Genomic DNA, 274 nt, shown 5'->3' with positions numbered 1-274 from the left:
CTCCGGCGTATAGCCGACGAGCCAGGCATCGGTGTTGGTCGTGCCCGTCTTCCCGGCGACGGGACGCTTGATGAGCGCCGAGACGCGATTGGCCGTGCCGCCCGGCTCGAACACGCTCTCCATGAGCGTCGTCAGGACATAGGCGGCTGCCGGGTCGACCACCGGCTCGGCCTCGGGGTGCGCCTCGTATAGCACCTCGCCGCTGCGGCTCTCGATACGCAGGATGGCGATCGGCTCATGACGGACGCCGCCGCTGGCCAGCACGCTGAAGGCC

General features: G+C 69.7%; 1 protein-coding gene. It reads right to left on the bottom strand.

Annotated features, from left to right (window positions below):
- A partial coding sequence (locus PA598K_RS35565; RefSeq protein ID WP_260405777.1) for a penicillin-binding transpeptidase domain-containing protein occupies positions 1–274 on the bottom strand: 274 nt, incomplete at both ends.

This window comes from Paenibacillus sp. 598K, assembly GCF_003851045.1.
In the GTDB taxonomy this organism is placed as follows: Bacteria; Bacillota; Bacilli; order Paenibacillales; family Paenibacillaceae; genus Paenibacillus_D.
Note: the sequence above shows the minus strand (reverse complement) of the source record. Positions and strands in the feature narration are given on the sequence as shown.